The organism is Ruegeria sp. AL3 (assembly GCF_056536065.1).
Map to the genome: position 1 here is coordinate 2462803 of NZ_JBQFJG010000001.1, position 14687 is coordinate 2477489.

Consider the following 14687-nt stretch of genomic DNA (forward strand, 5'->3'; position numbering starts at 1 on the left):
AAATCCGACAGCATTCGTCCAAATATCGCCGGCACGGAGAGGTGGCCGAGTGGTCGAAGGCGCACGCCTGGAAAGTGTGTAGGCGGGAAACCGTCTCCAGGGTTCGAATCCCTGTCTCTCCGCCACTTACCAATCGCGAACCCGATATCAGGTCCCTAGCGGGGCCTTTTTCTTTCTGTCTCAAAAGGGTTTAACGATGGCACTCGACTTTCAGAGAATGGCCCTCGGGCCTACAGGCGCACGCCGCGACGTGGATGGCGGAAACGGTCCTGCGCGATGTTTCCGACGCGAAGGAAGAAGTGCTGCTCCAATGGGATGAGCGTCCGGCTGCCGTTTGCGCTCAGTATCACACCTATCCGCAGCGCCTGCTCCGGATACCGACCAGCACGGAAGAGTGCCTGATCAGACAGCAAGACCTCGGCGTCGAGCGATATATCTGGCGCACTGGGGATGATGCCAGGGCCCGCGCCAGCCATGCGATGAAACGATGCTCCGGCAGTTCCTCGGGTGTCGAAAGCGCCCCGTGCTGGCTACCGCATGACGAACGGGTTCGACATTGGCTGTTCCGACGTATTCAGCCAGACGGTTTTGGTCCTTGTGTAATCGTGAATGGCCTCGATCCCGGCTTCTCTGCCATAGCCGGATTGATTGTAGCCTCCAAACGGAGCGATCGGGGACACTGCGCGATACGTGTTGATCCAACAAATTCCCGATTTCAGGCGGGATGAAACCCGATGGGCGCGGGCGACATTTTCAGTGAAAACGCCGGATCCAAGCCCGAAATGCGAGTCGTTGGCCAATGCGATCGCTTCTTCTTCCGTATCGAATGGCAGCAGAGACATCACGGGGCCGAACATTTCGACCTTCAGCGTCTCGGTCTCTGGACTCGAACATTCCACCAGCGTAGGGGCCATGAAGTTGCCCGGCCGGTCCAGAGGGTTTCCCCCGAAGCGGATGCGTGCGCCTTGTTCTGTGGCTTTCGCCAAAGTCGCCTGAATTCTGTCCACCTGAGCTGTGGTGCAAAGCGGGCCAATATGGGTGGCCGCTTCCAATGGGTCGCCGATTGCGACGCCCTTCATCTTCTGTTCGATCTTGTCAACAAGCGCATCCAGTATCGGGCGATGTATCAACCCGCGCGAGCCGGCCACGCAGCTTTGACCCGAGGCGCCGAAGTTTCCCGCAATCAAACCATTGGCCGCGCCATCCAGATTGGCATCATCAAAAACGATGATCGGGGATTTCCCGCCCAGTTCCAAAGTAGTCACCGCAAAGTTCTCAGCCGAATTGCGCACGACATGGCGCGCTGTTTCCGGGCCGCCGGTGAATGCGATCCGGTCCACGTCCGGGTGACGCGTAAGTGGGATGGCGCAGTTTTCGGCATCCCCCGTAATGACAGAGACGACACCGGGCGGAAAGCCGGCTTCATCGATCAGCCGTGCGAACTCCAGCATCGGAGCGGGTGCAATTTCAGAGGCCTTCAGCACGACCGAACAGCCTGCTGCTATCGCGGGGCCAAGCTTGGTCGCGGTCAGGAACATTTGTGCGTTCCAGGGGACGATAGCGACCACCACACCAATCGGTTCGCGTTTGGTAAAGACGTGCATGTCCGGTTTGTCGATCGGAAGAACCGCCCCTTCGATTTTGTCCGCAAGCCCTGCATAATATCGATAATAGTCACCGACATAAGCTGTTTGGCTTGCGGTTTCGGCAAGCAGCTTGCCGCTGTCTGTGGTCTCAAGCTGGCCCAGGTGTCCGGCGTTTTCCTCGATCAGCTGGGCAAGTTTGAACAACAGTTTGCCGCGTGCGGTTTGCGTCATGTCGCGCCACGCGGGATCATCAAGTGACCGTCGCGCGGCGGACACGGCGCGGTCAACGTCTTCGGATGCGGCACAGGCGAAACTGGACCAGTCTTGGCCCGTCGCCGGGTTTTGCGAATGCATCACTTGCCTGCGCGCCCCTTCGGTCCACGCGCCGTCGATGTAAAGCTGGAAATGTGGTTTCTGATGCATCATCGATCCTCACTGAAACTTTGGCATGACGTCGTCGATGAAACGGGCCAGCGATGCGCGTTTGCGTTCGAAACTCATACCGCTGTCTATCCAGAACGAATACTCATCATAGCCCAGATCTTCATAACGTTTCAGACGTTCCGTGACCCTATCCGGGGTTCCGACAGTCAGATCGCGCGCCAGGTTTTCCGGTGCCATCATCGTGTTGGCCGCCATCTCTTTGTCCGTCAACGTCTGGATCAAGCCCTGCCGGACCGGCCGCTTGTTTTGAAACCAGGCCCCGAAGTAGTTGTAGAAGCGCGACAATTCCCGAGCGGCCTGACCCAGATCATCATCGTCGCTGCCAACGTAAGTGTGATGCAGCAGCATGATCTTGGGGCGCGGCCCCTCATGGTTTGCGCATGCATCTTCAAAGCGGCCCATCAGCGTTTCAATCTCATGCATGCCCTGCCAGAGCGGTGTGACCTGAATGTTAAAGCCGTTTTGCACACCGAATTCATGACTGTTCGGATCCCGCGCCGCGATCCAGATGGGCGGCCCGCCGGGTTGCACGGGTTTGGGGGCCGAGGTGGTGGCAGGGAATTTGAAATATTCTCCATCATGGGCACAGTCACCCTCCCACAGCCGGGGCAAAAGTGGCGCGATTTCTCGCATGCGCTGGCCAGCATCCCATGCATCCATTCCCGGCATCATCCGTTCATATTCATACGAATAGGCGCCGCGGGCGATGCCCAGCTCGATACGGCCGCCTGTCATCAGGTCTGCCGCAGCCGTTTCGCCCGCCAGTTTGATCGGATGCCAGAACGGTGCAACAACTGTACCCGTGCCAAGCCGTACGTTCTTGGTGTGATGTGCGATATCCACCAAAGACATCAAAGGGTTGGGCGCGATCGTAAAGTCCATCCCGTGGTGCTCGCCGGTCCAGACGGCACGCATTCCCGCCTCATCGGCCATTTTACACAGCGCGATGAACTCTTCATACAGCTTCTCATGGGGTTGATCGGGGCTCAGCCGTTCCATGTGTGCAAAAAGGGAAAACTCCATCCATCAGGTCCTTTCAGAAAAGCTGTGCACGTCGCCTAGCTGCGCACTGCCCAGATACAGTGAGAAGTCGCGGGTCCGGCTTTCCAGCGCGAAACGGGAAATCATGGTGGTGATTGGCGTCGTCGTGTAGGAAAGGGTTGCCAGGTCTTCAATCGCGACGGCCTCAAGCTTGCCGTGTTTGGGAAGTTCCGGCGCATTGCCCAATATGTAGACATGATGCGCTGTGGCATCGTCATAGACCGAGTAGACGACGCCAAGACGTGCGTCGATGCCACGATCATGCAGATCCTGCCACAGGCTGTCGCGCAACTGTCGCCGGTCGGACAATGTGACCTGCGGCGGCCTGAAACCGGCATCCGTTTTCTCAAGCAGCACGCGGCCTTCGTGTTCGATGATTGCGCCACAGACGATCCTGCGCCCCGTCGGTTCAAGTGCGCCGCGTTCCAGGCCAAGGCTGAAGTACTGCCCGTTCGCGTAGCCCAGCGCCGGGTGGTCGTTGTGGGAATAGGCTTCGACTTGTCCGATCAGAACGCAATGGTCTCCTGCCTCGATCACTTGGTGGGTCCGGCAGGAAAATGTTGCGACCGCGCCGTTGATCAAAGGGATCTCTCGCGCGTCGAGATCATGGTCGGTTTTGGCGAACCGGTCACCTTTGAAGCCGGCGAAGGTATTGGACACATCCTCTTGCCCCTCGGCCAGAACACTCACCGTGAAATGGGTGCAGGTCGAGAATTCGCCGTATGAAGACAAGTTCTTGCCGGGGCAGACGATCAACAGCGGCGGGTCGAGCGAAACCGAAGTGAAGGAGTTTGCCGTGAAGCCCAGGGCCATGCCAGAGGCGCTGCGCGTGGTAACGACGGTCACGCCGGTCATGAATTTGCCGAATGCCCGCCGAAGGTCGCGGGGATCAAGTTCGGTCATGATTGCACCTCGCTTTGAAAGCTGGAAATGGCGGCGTTGACCTGATTTGCATGGGTCATCGGCATCATATGGGCCGCCCCATCGATGATCAGCGCGCGGCCGTTCGGGGTGACTTCGGCCATTTTATGCGACATGTCTGGGGTGGAGTTCGGCTCCTGACTGCCGGTTATGAACAGCGCGGGGCAGGCGAGTTTCTCCAGCGCGTCGCGCCGCGGAGTTCGGCTTTGGGCAAAAACCGAATAGGCCAGCTTGTAAGCAGCCGGATCCATTGCCGTTAGCCATTCGCGGCAGGCATCACGTTCAGGCGAACCGATGTCACCAAACCACCGGCGCAGCGTGCTGGTTGGATCAACCGGTGTTTCCCCATCCAGCCCCGCCGCTCGTTCCTGAACCGCCAGCGCGGCCTTTGCGCCGCGTTCAAAAACGGCATTCATTGCCACGACGCCGCAAATCCGGTCGGGCGCCTTGGTGGCAAGGTCTAATGCGATCATTGCGCCCATCGAGTGGCCGACAACAAGGACGGGCCCGTTCAGATCGCGAAGCACGTTGTGTGCAGCATCACTGTATTCCGACAGTTCCGTGCCGAAAAAACTCAGTGGGCTTTCTCCGTGACCGGGCATGTCCGGCGCTGTCAGTCGAGCTACAGACGCCAAACCGTCCAACTGCGCACCCCAGGCTTCGGCCCGCAGGCCAACCCCGTGCAGCAACAGGATGTCCGGACCTGTGCCTGTCTGGATGGCGGCCAGCCCGCCGATTTCAGACCGCGGCCGGGTTGTCCACGTCATGACCCAAATCCTTGAGATCCTGATACCGGTCGCCGATACGGTGATGCGGTCTGCCCGATGTTGCCGCCCCCAGTACCACCACAATTTCGTCGTCGCGCGGTGCGTCCGGGATCGCGAATTGAACGGTCAGGTAGTGAGACCGACGCCCGGCATCGTTTTTGTCCATCAATGGCACCATGATCGGCGCATTTGCGGGGCCGCGCGTGTTTGTGAAAGCCAGATAGGATTTCGCGCTGACCGCCTGCCGGTAGTGATTGCCGAACCGAAGGGTATGAATAATGCCCGAGGCGTGCTCGACCTCGCCATTCAATCCGACGACGGCTGCCTTTCCATAGGCTTCGATTGCGTCGCCACTGCCGGCCAACGCGATCATGCGGTCCGTCATCATCTTTCCCAGTACGGGGCCATATGCGTGGATTTCCGGTTTGAGGTCTTCGACATATCGACCCGCCCAGGGATTGGTAATCACTGCGGCCACGGCGAACATGCGCCATGGGATTTCCGCAGGGCGAAATCCCTCGACAAGAACTTCCTCGTCGTAGGTTACAATCTTGCGTATTTCCGGCTTCATCACACTTCTCCTGTCGCGCTGGGAAAAGGTAGAAACGGGTGTGGTTTTTGACAAATGATTGAATTATGTGCTTTCGCATTAAAAAGATTAATGGCTAACTTGATCAATGGCAAAATCACTTCCCCCCCTGACCTGGTTCCGATCCTTCGAGGCGGCGGCCCGGACCCTGAGTTTTACCGCAGCGGCCGAGGAAATCGGCCTGACCCAATCGGCCGTCAGTCAGCAGGTGAAATCCCTTGAGATGCGTCTGGGGACAGCGCTTTTCATAAGGCATCCGCGCAGTCTGGCCCTGACGGATGCAGGGCGGAAACTGCTGCCCGAAGTCGGCAGTGCGCTTGAGGCGCTAGCCGCCGCCGCCGGAAGGGCCGACGCTAGCGCACCAGGAGATGTCCTGACAGTGGCCACATCTGTCAGCGTCGCGCAATGGGTCATCGCCCCAAACCTCGCGGACTTCACCACCCGTAATCCAGAGATCAGTGTGCGGCTGCTCAGTGCAATCTGGCCTGACGATTTCCACGCGTCGCAAGCTGACGTTCAGGTCAGGTTCGGATCGGAAAAACAAGTGGGCAGGGGGGGCGAACGTTTGTGGCCGGACAGGCTTGTCGCTCTCAAGGCGCCGACGCTTGCAGGGGATCCGTTTGACCTTCCGCTGATAGAGGCAGTCGGCACGTCAAGCGGATGGAAGTCGTGGTTCGACAAGCAGGGCGTGCAGCGGCAGCCTGCCGTTTTCATCGATACGTTCGGCATGGCGCTTCAATTGGCGGTTCATGGCAGTGGGGTTGCCCTGATCAGCGAGTTCCTGGCGAAACATGCGATGATAACCGGTCTTGTCGAAAGCGCACATGACAGCACTGTAGACTGCAACGAAGGGTATTATCTTTCCGCTGACGCCAGCAATCCAGCGGCCGCATTATTTCGTGACTGGTTGCTTGATCAGATACGTGTTTGATCAAGCGCGGGCCTTGGATCGTTCGAATATCTCTCAGGGCTTGACGCATACTTTGCGTGGTCGTTTGCACAGACACTCTGCGGGACCGTTTTCCCTGATCAGGATGGTTTCGGTGATCGCAAGCCCCCAATCATCCATCCAGAGCCCGGGCATGAAGTGAAATGTCATGCCAGCTTCGAGGATCGTATTGTCTTCTTCCCGCAGCGAGATCGTGCGTTCGCCCCAGTCCGGAGGATAGCTGAGGCCGACAGGATAGCCACAGCGGGCGCCGCGTTCGATCCCCGCACGTTCGAGAGGCGCCGCCAGCGCTTTGGCAATGTCTTTTGCGCGATTGCCGGGGCGCGCAGCCTCCAGACCCGCTTCCAACCCTTCAACCAAGGCCGCCTCAGCCCTTTTGAGATAATCAGGCGGTTGACCCAGAAATACCGACCGGCAGAACGGAGCATGATACCGGCGGTAGCAGCCGGAGAGCTCAAAGAAGGTGCATTCGCCCGATTTGAACACATCTCCATTCCATGTCAGATGCGGCGCGGCGGCGTCTGACCCTGACGGTAAAAGTGGGACGATGGCTGCGTAATCCCCCCAGTCATCACCGACGCCCGTTATCGCGTCATGGTAAATCTGTGCGACCAGCTCGTTCTTGCGCAGGCCGGGTTCAACGCGCTCAAGCATGCCGTCAGTCACAAACTCTGAAATCCGGGCCGCCTTGCGCATCAGGGCGATTTCTTCGTCAGATTTCACGACCCGTTGCCAGTTGACCAAGGCCGTTGCATCGATCAGGGTTGCCCCGGGCAGTTCCGTCGTCAGAGTAATATGGGCTTTGGCCGAATAGTAATAATTGTCAAGTTCCACCCCAATGCGGCTTTGGCCGTGTCCGCAGTCCGCAATAAGTTTGGCCAGATCCTGCATTGGATGTCGTGTGGTCGACTGCACGAAGTGATCCGCGTATCCAAAAACCCGATCGTCCCCCATCCACACCGTGCGCAGCGCACCGTTTGCATCCTGCCGGCGCCCCCACCAGATCGGGTCCGCGTCAAGAAAGATCAAGGCACCCTGGTGAACGTAAAAAGACCAGCCCTCATACCCGGTGAGCCATCCAATGTTCGAAGGGTCTTCGACAAAAAGGCAGTCAATTCCCTTTGCGGCCATCGCCTTTCGGGTCTTGGCAAGACGGCGATCATATTCCGCCCGGCTGAAGGCTGGATCAGAGTGGGTCATTGGCGCCTCCGGTCAACAAAAGACTTTGGTTGACAGAACCCTACCGATCCGCTCACGTCAACGAACGAAAATTCAGGGGGGCTGCATGAAAACCGATATCAATCCGCACCGAACGGGCCGAAGCATCGGGCCATTCAAGCGGTGTCATTTCCACGTTTCAGGCTGCATGCGGCGCCCCACCTCTGAGGTCGCCGGATGAGAGGGTTCGAGCCAGCAGAATTCTCAGCGCGCACCGAACGCGCACAGGTGATGATGAATGCCGCTGGCCTGTCGGCGCTGCTGCTGACCACGGAAACCGACGTGCGTTACTTTACCGGATACCTGACCAGATTCTGGGAAAGCCCGACCCGTCCTTGGTTCCTGATCCTGCCTGAGGTTGGTAAACCGGTTGCAGTCATCCCCTCGATCGGCGCCTCGTTGATGGGGCAAACCTGGATCGATGACATTCGAACGTGGAGCTCACCCGATCTTCAGGATGACGGCGTCTCGCTTTTGACGGACACCCTGACGGAATTGACACCCCCCAAAGGCCGTATCGGAATGCCCGATGGTCACGAGACGCACGCGCGTATGCCCATGTCGGATATTGAACGCCTGCGAAACAGGCTCGGTTCGCGCCACATCACCGGAGATCACGGTATTTTGCGCCAACTTCGCATGGTCAAATCCGAGGCGGAAATAGCTAAAATCGAAACCGCATGCGCCATAGCCGGTCGAGCCTTCGCACGGGTTCCCGAGGTTGCTCGGGTCGGCGTGCCTTTGGATGAAGTATTTCGCGGTTTCCAGATACTCTGTCTGGAAGAGGGCGCGGACTGGGTGCCGTATCTCGCAGGTGGGGCAGAGCAGGGCGGTTACTCTGACGTGATTTCTCCGGCGTCGTCGTCCCCCTTGAAGGCTGGCGATGTACTGATGCTTGACACCGGCTTGGTCTGGGATGGCTATTTCAGTGACTTCGACCGCAATTGGTCTGTCGGCCCGGCAAGTCCGGACGTGAAATCTGCTTACGCCAGACTGATTGAGGCGTCGGATGCTGCATTCGAAATCGCGCGCCCCGGCGCCACCTCAGCAGAGCTGTTTCATGCCATGAACACGGTGCTGACCAAGGCGTCCGAAGGCACAGATGCCGGTCGGTCGGGGCATGGGTTGGGAATGTCGCTGACCGAATGGCCGTCGCTCATCCCGACGGACCAGACCGTTCTTGAGCCGGGCATGGTGCTGACCTTGGAGCCGGGCATTGCCGTTGGTGGCAAGATCTTGGTTCACGAAGAAAACATCGTCGTAACAGACGATGTTCCGCGCTTTATCAGCCCGCGTATCGGGCCGGAGATGATCCAGCTATGACCTACGTGCCATACACGCTTGACGAGGACGACCCGCAAGCCCCGCCGCTTGGATTGATTGTTCTTCAGGTCGACGAGACGATTGAGCCGGAGTTCGGCAAGATTTTCTCGGACCGGAAAAACCCGTTGTATGTAACACGGATACCCAGCGGCATTGAAGTGACACCAGAAAGTCTGGCCAAGATGGAAGAGGCCCTGCCGGCGGCGGCAGGGTTGCTGCCCAGCGCGCGTCCTTTCGAGGTGGTGGGTTATGGCTGCACGTCCGCAAGTTCCGTCATTGGTTCAAAACGTGTGGAGGAACTTGTCAAACAGTCGTGCAATACAAAAGAGGTTACGAACCCTTTGCGCGCGGCCACGGCCTGCGCCGCGGATCTTGGGGTGTCCAGGTTTGCGTTGCTGTCGCCTTATGTCGAAGAGGTCAACGTACCGCTGCGTGCCGCGTTTTCGGAAAACGGGATAACCATGGATGTTTTCGGGACATTCGGGCAGGCCGAAGAGGCAAAGGTTGCTCGGATTTCTGTGCAGTCGGTGATCGAGGCCGCGACGAAACTGGGATCTGATCCATCGGTCGAGGCCGTTTTCCTCAGCTGTACCAACCTGCGCACGATTGAAGCGATTCCTGAGATTCGCAAGCGGATCGGTAAGCCAGTTCTTTCAAGTAATCAAAGCCTTGCATGGCATATGTGCCGCCTCAATCTTGCTGATTGAAACAGCAGAAATGACATGAAAATTCGCAAAAGCGTCATCTATTGTTGCCAAGTGCCCACTGCATGGTCTTAACTGCTGACTACAGATCAATGAAATCCGCAACACTCGGATAATCATTTGACGCAACAGGGGGTCTTGTGACCGACACAAATACCGATGCCGCGTTTGTTGAATTTCAACGCGTACAAAAATCTTATGATGGCGAGAATCTCGTCGTCAAAGATCTCAACCTTGCAATGCCAAAAGGCGAATTCCTAACCATGCTCGGGCCGTCCGGGTCTGGAAAGACAACCTGCCTGATGATGCTTGCCGGATTCGAAACCGCCACTCATGGCGAAATCCTTCTTGATGGGAAGCCCATCAACAATATCCCTCCACACAAGCGTGGGATTGGCATGGTCTTCCAGAACTATGCCCTGTTTCCCCACATGACAGTGGCCGAAAACCTCTCGTTCCCCTTGGAAGTCCGCAAGTTGGGCAAGTCTGAACGGGATGAAAAGGTACAACGTGCCCTGGACATGGTTCAGATGGGGGCGTTTGGAGGCCGGCGCCCGGCTCAGTTGTCTGGCGGTCAGCAACAACGAATAGCCTTGGCGCGCGCCTTGGTTTTCGAACCCGAACTGGTGTTGATGGATGAACCACTGGGCGCACTGGACAAGCAGCTGCGCGAGCATATGCAGTTCGAAATCACACGTCTTGCGCACGAATTGGGAATCACCACGGTTTATGTGACCCACGACCAGACCGAAGCATTGACGATGTCGGATCGTGTGGCCGTGTTCGACGATGGCCGCATTCAGCAGCTTGCACCGCCTGATCAGCTTTATGAAGAACCCGAAAACAGCTTTGTTGCCCAATTCATCGGGGAAAACAACACTTTGGAAGGTGTCGTTAAATCGATTGATGGCGACACATGCCTTGTCCAGCTGGACGATGGGTCCGAGATCGACGCGGTTCCGATCAACGTTCACAATCCGGGCGAAAGGACGAAGGTTTCAATCCGGCCTGAGCGGGTGGAATTCAACAAGGATCGCTTGCACGCCGATGCTCATACTCTGAAAGCGACTGTCAAAGAATTCATCTACATGGGTGACGTATTCCGTTTCCGCATGTCCGTTGCAGGAAATGATGAGTTCATCGTCAAGACCCGGAACGCGCCAGATGCCGTCCGCCTGACCCCCGGTCAGGAGATCGAGATCGGCTGGCTGGCCCAGGATTGTCGTGCGCTCGACGCATAGACCAAGCTGCGCGAAACAAGCACAGCTCTATCAGAGGGACCGGCTGATGAAGGCCCGTGCGTCAGCTGACCACACATATAAACGGGACTAACTGGGAGTTATTTACACATGAAAGCAACCAAAACCCTTCTGACAACGGCCGCCGTCGCCATTGCGGCGGGTGGTGTTTCGGCCGAGGAAATGACCATCGTTTCCTGGGGCGGGGCCTATTCCAAATCGCAGTTGAAGGCGTATCACGAGCCCTATTCGGAAAAGACCGGCGTCACCATTCTGAACGATGACAGCTCGAACGAGGCGGTGGCCAAGCTGCGCGCGATGAACGAAGCGGGGAACATCACCTGGGATGTGGTCGATGTCGTGGCGTCTGACGCGATCCGCTTGTGCGACGAAGGTCTGGCGATGGAAATCGACCATGACGCGATGCTGGCCCCGGCGCCCGATGGCACACCGGCATCTGAAGACTTCGGTGATCTGATCGTCAGCGATTGCTACATCCCGAGCATCGTGTATTCGACCACGTTCGGATACCGCACCGATTTGGTTGGTGACACGCCGCCGACGGACGTCTGCGCCGTCTTCGATCTGGAAACCTATCCGGGCAAACGTTCGCTGGAGAAACGCCCCATCAACAACATGGAATGGGCACTGATCTGCGACGGCGTTCCCAAGGACGAAGTTTATGACGTTCTGGCCACTCCGGAAGGTCAGGATCAGGCTCTGGCCAAGTTGGACACCATCAAAGACAGTGTTGTTTGGTGGTCCGCCGGTGCGGACACACCCCAGCTGCTGGCCGACGGCGAGGTCATCATGGGCTCGACCTATAACGGTCGTCTGTTCAGCGTGATCGAGGAGCAGAACCAGCCCGTCGCCATGCTGTGGGATGCGCAGGTGTTCGATATTGACGGCTGGATCATCCCCGCCGGTCTGAGCGAAGAGCGTAAGCAACGCGCGCTGGATTACCTCCGCTTTGCGACCGACACCCAGCGTCTGGCGGATCAGGCCAAGTACATCTCGTACGGCCCGGCCCGTGCATCGTCGGCTCCGCTGGTGGGTAAGCATGCCGAACTGGGTATCGATATGGCGCCCCATATGCCAACCGATCCGGAAAACGCCAAGAACACGTTCCTGTACAACTACGAGTTCTGGGCGGATTACCGTGACGACATCGACGCCAAATTCCAGGCGTGGCTGGCGCAATAAGCCGGTTTTGAATTGGTGACACTGTCAGGGGCGGGAAACTGCCCCTGACCCAGGAAAAGCCAAGGGACAACAATGACTGACGCCACCCAAAACGCGGGCCCCATGCTGGCCGCTGATGGAACACCGCTCAAGCAGTCGCTGGCGCGCTCTCTACGCAGGCAGAAGCTCCGGGCGTTGATGTTGATTGCGCCGCTTCTTCTTTTTGTCCTGCTTTCATTCATCGTTCCCATTGCATCGATGTTGTTTCGGTCCGTTGAAAACAGCATCGTGTCCGACACACTTCCCTTGACCGTCGAAGCCCTGAACAACTGGGACGAACAGTCGGGTGAGTTGCCGGGCGAGGATGTTTACGAGGCCTTTGTCCGCGACATGATCGTCGCGATTGACAACAAAGAACACACAAGGCTCGGTTCGCGTTTGAACTACGAAGAGACTGGCATGTCTTCGATGTTCCGCAGGTCTGGGCGCCAGATCAAAAAACTGGATCCTGAAACGGATGGGCCGTTCAAGGAAACATTGATCGAGATTCATGACGGATGGGGAGATCCGCAAACCTGGCGGGTGATCAAGACCCACTCACCTGTGATTACCAATGGTTACTTCCTGAATGCCGTCGACATGCGCAGAACCCCGGAAGGCGCGCAGGCTCAACCCGCAGACAAGCAAATCCTGATAAAGCTTTTTGGACGTACTCTGTTCATGTCGCTCGTGATTACGGGTGCTTGTATCCTGCTTGCTTACCCTGTCAGTTATCTGTTGGCGACGCTGCCTATGCGGGTATCTAACCTGTTGATGATACTGGTCCTTTTGCCCTTCTGGACGTCCCTTCTGGTGCGAACCTCCGCTTGGAAGGTCATGTTGCAGCAACAGGGGGTTATTAACGATACCCTCGTTTGGCTGGGGCTGGTCGCTGATGATGCTCGCCTTATCATAATCAACAACCAGATCGGCACTATCGTCGCGATGACACATATCCTGCTGCCCTTCATGATCCTGCCCATGTATTCGGTGATGCAGACCATTCCGCCGTCTTATACACGCGCGGCCAAATCCATGGGTGCAACGAACTGGACGACGTTCTGGCGCATCTACTTCCCGCAATCCGTGCCCGGAATCGGTGCCGGTTCGATCCTCGTGTTCATTCTGGCGATTGGGTACTACATCACGCCCGAGATCGTGGGCGGCACAAAGGGTGTCTTCATCTCGAACCGGATTGCCTATCACATCTCGTCCTCACTGAACTGGGGGCTGGCCGCGGCCTTGGGTACGATCCTTCTGGCGGTCGTGCTGTTGCTCTACTGGGTCTACGACAAGATCGTGGGCATCGATAACGTGAAGTTGGGATAATCAAGATGGCAGCACTGACACCGATATCCCGCAAACCCATGTCCATGGTTTTGCCCAGTGTCGCACTTGCCGGGGCATTTGCCGGCATTTTCGTCGGGGCCGGAAATGGTTCGGTCCTTCTGGGCATACTGGGCGGGGCTGTCCTGATCGCGGGGCTGGCCTGGGTCTACATAAATATCGTGAAGAACGAAAACCTCGCACGCTGGATCAATATCATCGGGTTCGGCGTCATAGGTTTCATAATGGCCGGTCTGATGGGCGGTGTATTGGGCCTGCTCGGCGGCTGGTTTTTCGCCTGGTTTATCTATTGGTTGTACGAGGGGCGGTATCGGCGCAAGCTGCTGCCGTATCTCACGGCACAGCAGGTTTTCTATCACTACCTGTTTCGCGTGATCTGTGGTGCGATCTTCGTGTTCCTGATCACGCCGATTCTGGTGGTGTTGCCGTTGTCTTTCAACGCGCAGGATTTCTTTACCTTCACGCCCGAGATGCTGCGGCTTGATCCCGAAGGCTATTCGCTGAAGCATTACCGTGATTTCTTCACCAACAACGAATGGCAGCGCAGCTTCAAGAACTCGCTGATCATCGCGCCGATTGCGACGGTTATCTCGGTTACGTTGGGAACGCTGGCCGCGATCGGGCTCAGCCAGTCTCACGTTCCCGGACGCCGTGCGATCATGGGAATTCTGATTTCGCCGATGATTGTTCCGCTGATCATCTCGGCGACGGGTATGTTCTTTTTCTACAGTGATATCGGGCGTTTCCTCGAAGGAACACTGGGCATGAACAAGAACTTCGTAGGCTATCTGAAAGTTATCCTGGCCCACGCAGTGCTGGGTATTCCCTTTGTGATCATTACCGTGACGGCAACACTGGTGGGCTTTGATCGATCTCTGACGCGGGCGGCAGCCAATATGGGCGCAGGGCCGGTGCGGACCTTCTTCAAGATACAGATGCCGTTGATATTGCCGGGCGTAATCTCGGGCGGCCTGTTTGCCTTCATCACATCGTTCGACGAAGTGGTCGTGGTCTTGTTTGTGGGATCCTCATCGCAAAAGACGTTGCCGTGGCAGATGTTCACCGGCCTGCGGGAACAGATCAGTCCAACCATTCTGGCGGTTGCGACAATCCTCGTGGTCCTGTCCATTGCCCTGCTGACGACGGTCGAACTGTTGCGACGCCGGTCGGAGCGTCTGCGAGGTCTTTCGCCCGCTTGACGCAGCAAACCGTCTGATCTAACGGTTCACCTGTTCATCTCTGCCGCGATGGCGTCGCGGCGACTACCGAGGTGATCGGCTCTCGGACCCCGAGACCGCCTGTCCTGAACGCCGGGACATGTGGCCGGGAGATGCACGCC

The 14687-nt window shown here is 57.5% G+C and carries 13 protein-coding genes and 1 tRNA gene; 8 read left to right on the forward strand and 6 right to left on the reverse strand.

What is annotated here, in order from left to right:
• Window positions 1–35: 35 nt before the first annotated feature.
• Window positions 36–125: transfer RNA gene (locus ACR3E6_RS12425), tRNA-Ser, on the forward strand.
• 405 nt (window positions 126–530) lie between these two features.
• Here the strand turns inward: ACR3E6_RS12425 and ACR3E6_RS12430 are convergent.
• The 5 genes from ACR3E6_RS12430 to ACR3E6_RS12450 are packed head-to-tail and all read right to left on the reverse strand — an operon-like array spanning window position 531 to window position 5330.
• Window positions 531–2009: an aldehyde dehydrogenase gene (locus tag ACR3E6_RS12430; RefSeq protein ID WP_480487373.1), complete on the reverse strand. Its 1479-nt coding sequence runs from the start codon at window positions 2007–2009 to the stop codon at window positions 531–533.
• A gap of 9 nt (window positions 2010–2018) precedes the next feature.
• On the reverse strand, window positions 2019–3053 hold the full coding sequence (locus ACR3E6_RS12435) for an LLM class flavin-dependent oxidoreductase (protein ID WP_480487375.1): 1035 nt from the start codon (window positions 3051–3053) through the stop codon (window positions 2019–2021).
• 3 nt (window positions 3054–3056) lie between these two features.
• A complete protein-coding gene (locus ACR3E6_RS12440; protein ID WP_209833290.1) occupies window positions 3057–3974 on the reverse strand; it encodes a flavin reductase family protein in 918 nt (305 codons plus the stop codon).
• Entirely contained in the window at window positions 3971–4759 is a 789-nt protein-coding gene (locus tag ACR3E6_RS12445; protein ID WP_480487377.1) for an alpha/beta fold hydrolase, read from the reverse strand. The genes ACR3E6_RS12440 and ACR3E6_RS12445 overlap by 4 nt, the downstream gene beginning before the upstream one ends.
• Window positions 4731–5330, reverse strand: a complete 600-nt coding sequence (locus tag ACR3E6_RS12450; RefSeq protein WP_480487379.1) for an amino acid synthesis family protein — start codon at window positions 5328–5330, stop codon at window positions 4731–4733. The genes ACR3E6_RS12445 and ACR3E6_RS12450 overlap by 29 nt, the downstream gene beginning before the upstream one ends.
• Window positions 5331–5436: 106 nt before the next feature.
• On the opposite strand from ACR3E6_RS12450, the gene ACR3E6_RS12455 reads away from it, so the two are divergent.
• Window positions 5437–6279 carry a LysR family transcriptional regulator gene (locus ACR3E6_RS12455; RefSeq protein WP_480487381.1) on the forward strand — a complete coding sequence of 281 codons (843 nt, stop codon included), beginning with the start codon at window positions 5437–5439 and terminating at the stop codon, window positions 6277–6279.
• A 33-nt stretch (window positions 6280–6312) separates the two neighbouring features.
• Here ACR3E6_RS12455 and ACR3E6_RS12460 read toward each other — a convergent pair whose 3' ends face one another.
• Entirely contained in the window at window positions 6313–7497 is a 1185-nt protein-coding gene (locus ACR3E6_RS12460; RefSeq protein ID WP_480487383.1) for a M24 family metallopeptidase, read from the reverse strand.
• Window positions 7498–7692: 195 nt separating this feature from the next.
• Here ACR3E6_RS12460 and ACR3E6_RS12465 point away from each other — a divergent pair, with 195 nt between their 5' ends.
• The 6 genes from ACR3E6_RS12465 to ACR3E6_RS12490 all read left to right on the forward strand — a co-directional run bounded on the left by ACR3E6_RS12465 (window position 7693) and on the right by ACR3E6_RS12490 (window position 14547).
• A complete protein-coding gene (locus tag ACR3E6_RS12465) occupies window positions 7693–8838 on the forward strand; it encodes a M24 family metallopeptidase (RefSeq protein ID WP_480487385.1) in 1146 nt (381 codons plus the stop codon).
• Entirely contained in the window at window positions 8835–9545 is a 711-nt protein-coding gene (locus ACR3E6_RS12470; RefSeq protein ID WP_480487387.1) for a maleate cis-trans isomerase family protein, read from the forward strand. Before ACR3E6_RS12465 ends, ACR3E6_RS12470 begins: the two co-directional genes overlap by 4 nt.
• A 137-nt stretch (window positions 9546–9682) precedes the next feature.
• Window positions 9683–10783, forward strand: coding sequence for an ABC transporter ATP-binding protein (locus tag ACR3E6_RS12475; protein WP_171632879.1), 1101 nt, complete (start codon window positions 9683–9685; stop codon window positions 10781–10783).
• Window positions 10784–10891: 108 nt separating this feature from the next.
• Window positions 10892–11983 carry an extracellular solute-binding protein gene (locus ACR3E6_RS12480; protein ID WP_480487389.1) on the forward strand — a complete coding sequence of 364 codons (1092 nt, stop codon included), beginning with the start codon at window positions 10892–10894 and terminating at the stop codon, window positions 11981–11983.
• 72 nt (window positions 11984–12055) lie between these two features.
• On the forward strand, window positions 12056–13330 hold the full coding sequence (locus ACR3E6_RS12485; protein WP_480487391.1) for an ABC transporter permease: 1275 nt from the start codon (window positions 12056–12058) through the stop codon (window positions 13328–13330).
• Between the two features lie 5 nt (window positions 13331–13335).
• Entirely contained in the window at window positions 13336–14547 is a 1212-nt protein-coding gene (locus tag ACR3E6_RS12490) for an ABC transporter permease (RefSeq protein ID WP_171723384.1), read from the forward strand.
• Window positions 14548–14687: the final 140 nt, after the last annotated feature.

What these genes read in the sequence shown, in the direction of transcription:
- ACR3E6_RS12430 (WP_480487373.1), bottom strand. Translation starts at nt 2,009, where the DNA reads ATGCATCAGAAACCACATTTCCAGCTTTACATCGACGGCGCGTGGACC.
- ACR3E6_RS12435 (WP_480487375.1), bottom strand. Translation starts at nt 3,053, where the DNA reads ATGGAGTTTTCCCTTTTTGCACACATGGAACGGCTGAGCCCCGATCAA.
- ACR3E6_RS12440 (WP_209833290.1), bottom strand. Translation starts at nt 3,974, where the DNA reads ATGACCGAACTTGATCCCCGCGACCTTCGGCGGGCATTCGGCAAATTC.
- ACR3E6_RS12445 (WP_480487377.1), bottom strand. Translation starts at nt 4,759, where the DNA reads ATGACGTGGACAACCCGGCCGCGGTCTGAAATCGGCGGGCTGGCCGCC.
- ACR3E6_RS12450 (WP_480487379.1), bottom strand. Translation starts at nt 5,330, where the DNA reads ATGAAGCCGGAAATACGCAAGATTGTAACCTACGACGAGGAAGTTCTT.
- ACR3E6_RS12455 (WP_480487381.1), top strand. Translation starts at nt 5,437, where the DNA reads ATGGCAAAATCACTTCCCCCCCTGACCTGGTTCCGATCCTTCGAGGCG.
- ACR3E6_RS12460 (WP_480487383.1), bottom strand. Translation starts at nt 7,497, where the DNA reads ATGACCCACTCTGATCCAGCCTTCAGCCGGGCGGAATATGATCGCCGT.
- ACR3E6_RS12465 (WP_480487385.1), top strand. Translation starts at nt 7,693, where the DNA reads ATGAGAGGGTTCGAGCCAGCAGAATTCTCAGCGCGCACCGAACGCGCA.
- ACR3E6_RS12470 (WP_480487387.1), top strand. Translation starts at nt 8,835, where the DNA reads ATGACCTACGTGCCATACACGCTTGACGAGGACGACCCGCAAGCCCCG.
- ACR3E6_RS12480 (WP_480487389.1), top strand. Translation starts at nt 10,892, where the DNA reads ATGAAAGCAACCAAAACCCTTCTGACAACGGCCGCCGTCGCCATTGCG.
- ACR3E6_RS12485 (WP_480487391.1), top strand. Translation starts at nt 12,056, where the DNA reads ATGACTGACGCCACCCAAAACGCGGGCCCCATGCTGGCCGCTGATGGA.
- ACR3E6_RS12490 (WP_171723384.1), top strand. Translation starts at nt 13,336, where the DNA reads ATGGCAGCACTGACACCGATATCCCGCAAACCCATGTCCATGGTTTTG.